Origin of the sequence: uncultured Rikenella sp., from assembly GCF_910577125.1 — a bacterium.
Taxonomy (GTDB): Bacteria; Bacteroidota; Bacteroidia; order Bacteroidales; family Rikenellaceae; genus Rikenella.
Genome location: NZ_CAJTMN010000166.1, coordinates 1 through 2,847 on the forward strand (window position 1 = coordinate 1; position 2,847 = coordinate 2,847).

At 56.9% G+C, this 2,847-nt stretch carries 1 protein-coding gene; it reads right to left on the bottom strand.

The genetic code is table 11. The annotated features are described in order from the left end of the window. Positions 1-236 precede the first annotated feature (236 nt). Positions 237-2,597 (bottom strand): ABC transporter permease, encoded by a 2,361-nt coding sequence (locus tag QZ292_RS10175; protein ID WP_294601200.1) that lies wholly within the window; start codon positions 2,595-2,597, stop codon positions 237-239. Positions 2,598-2,847 lie beyond the last annotated feature (250 nt).

Genomic DNA, 2,847 nt, shown 5'->3' on the forward strand with positions numbered 1-2,847 from the left:
TACGCATCCTAAAGCTGCCGGCGGCCCAACTCCCGGACTTTCTTTGGGCCGGGAGCAAACGGCGCGCTAAAGGTTTAACTTACATAAAAGCGCGCCGTTGCCCCCGACCCAAAAGCAATCGCAGAGATTAAGGACTGCGGAGCCTAAGGAATAGCGTAGCTATCTAAAAGTCTTTTGGGTACCTTTTCTTCAGAAAAGGTACGGTTCTATCCGGCACAAAGAATCATAAAGATACATCAGTCACGGATCGCCGTGACAGGGTTGGCATGCGTCGCCTTCAGCGACTGCCACAGCACCGTGAGGAACGCGATCAGGAACGCCGCCCCTCCCGCCAACGCGAAGATCGTCCACGACAGCGATATCCGATACGGATAGCTCGACAACCACTCCCTCATCAGGTACCAGATCACCGGCACCGCCACGACGAACGCGATGACCACCAGCCGCAGGAAACTCATCATCAACCGCATCAGCACCTGTCCGTTTGTTGCGCCGAAGACCTTCCGAACCGCCACCTCCTGTGCCCGCTGGCGCATGAAGTAGGTCGCCATGGCCAGCATCCCCAGCGCCGAAATCACGATCGCCACGAACGACAGGAAACCGAGCACCTGTGCCGTCCGCTCCTGCGACTCGTATTGCTGCTGGATCTGGTCGTCGAGGAACGACCCCGTGAAGAGCTGACCGCCCTTGTAGCCGTTGTACCACTCCCGCACGCGGTTCATCGCCCCGAACGGGTCGGCCGGCGAGACCCGGATCAGGATGTTCCACGGATAAAACTCACCCTCCGGTATCTGGCGAATCATCGCCTCGCCGATCGGCTTGCTCAAATCCGTCGTATGGAAATCGCGCACCATTCCCAGCAGCGGTACCAGCGTATTCCTGCTCCCCGGATCATAACACTCCGTAGCGTCGTCCGGCAATTCCAGCCGTTTCCACGCCGTCTCGTTGATCCATACCCCCCGATCGCTCACCACCCCCGTCCGATGCAGAATCTCGAAACCCATCAGTTCCATATAGGCCGAGTCGCCGATAAACATCTGAAAACTGTGCTGCCGTCCCTCCTTGTCTGTGAACGAGTTGTTATTCCCGCCATCGGTCGGCGTACCGGCTACGAAAGCCACCTGTTCGACCCCCGGAATGGCCATCAGCTGGCTCCGCACGGCCGCCTGTTCCGCCGCATTGCTCGCCACATTTCCGCACGTCAACAGATAGTCGTGCCGATACCCCAGGTCGGTCTTCATCATGAAGTTCGTCTGCCGGATGACCGTGATCGTACAGCCGATCAGGGCGATTGTAATCGCGTACTGGAAAGCGATCAGAAGCTTGCTGTAAACCATCTTGGTCTGCCGGCGGAACGTTCCCCGCACGACGTCGATCGGCTTGAAGCGCGTCAGCACATAGGCCGGCACGAGCCCCGAAACGACACCGATCACCACGATTCCGCCCAATGCCAGCGCCACATTGCCCGCCGTGAAGCTATCCGCGATGGAGGTGTCGCATCCCATTACCCCGCGGAACCACGGTTCGATCGTCTGGGCCAACAGCAGGCCGATGCAGAACGAGACGAAACAGATGATCAGCGATTCGAGAATAAACCCGCCGAAGAGGCTTCCCCGCGAACCGCCCAGCAGGCGCCGGGTAGCCGCCTCCTGAGCCCGGAAACCGCTCTGAGCCACCGACAGGTTGATATAATTGATGATGGCGAAGGCCAGAATCAGCAGCGCCGTCGCCCCCAGCACCATCAGGAAACGGCTGTCGTTCCGACGATTCTCTTCGAACGATCGCCTCGGACTGAAATAGACCTCTTCCAACGGCTCGAACGAGGCATGGTTGGTTGAATCGTGACGGAAAAGCCAATACATGTCATTGGAATGCACGTATTCGTCCAGATCGGTCGCCTTGGCCGGCAGATCGGCTTGCCGATGGGCCATAAAATAAATTTCCACGGAACACCATCCGCTATGCCCCATCACATTCATCCCCCATGCCGAACTCAGATTATCGAGCCAAAGCAGAAAGTCGGGGTTGGCAAAATGGGTCTCCTTGCCGAAGTCGGCCACCACGCCGCTGACCACCAGCTCGCCGAATCCGTCTACACGAATCGTCTTTCCCAAGGCCGGTTGGTTGCCGAAAAGCTTGCGGGCATAGGACTCGGTGAGCACCGTTTCGCCCTTGGTCTGCAACGCCTGTTCGGGCGTCCCCTCGACGAACGGAAACGAGAAGACCCGGAAAAACGAGGAGTCGGTCATCAACGCATTCCCGATATACCGCATCGGTTCGGCGCCGGTCTCGGATTCGACCGATACTTCCCACCCATATTTATTGTAAGTCAAGGTATACCGTTCGATTTCGGGATACCGGTTCATCAGATCCGGCCCGGTCGGCGGGGCGAAATTCGCCTGCGAGGAGCCGATGATGCGATAGATACGATCCCGGTTGACCTGCGAGCGATTGACGGCGACTTCGTCCTGCACGTAGATCCCGATGAGCACGACGAAGGCCAGCGACACGGCAAATCCGAAGATGTTGATGGCGGTAAAAAGTTTGTTCCGTTTCAGGAAGTTCCAGAAGGACTTCAGTTGAAGAAAATGGCCCATGGGAAAAAGTATTTGTTCTACGATTTTTATGCCAAAATCGTGCCATTCACATTAATCACATGATAACAAGACACTTACACCCACTTCACCGACACCGGATTGTCTAATTTTTAGACACCGGCTGTCTATTTTTTAGACACTCGGACAGCTTGGCGGACTGTCGACCGTCGGACGCGCGGACAAAGAACGGTGCGAGGAGTTGGGCAGAGCAGAAAAGTGGAAATGCGAAGCATTTCCCGTCCACGGGACG

Excerpts from the sequence above, each read along its gene's own strand:
- QZ292_RS10175 (WP_294601200.1), bottom strand. The coding sequence starts at position 2,597 with ATGGGCCATTTTCTTCAACTGAAGTCCTTCTGGAACTTCCTGAAACGG.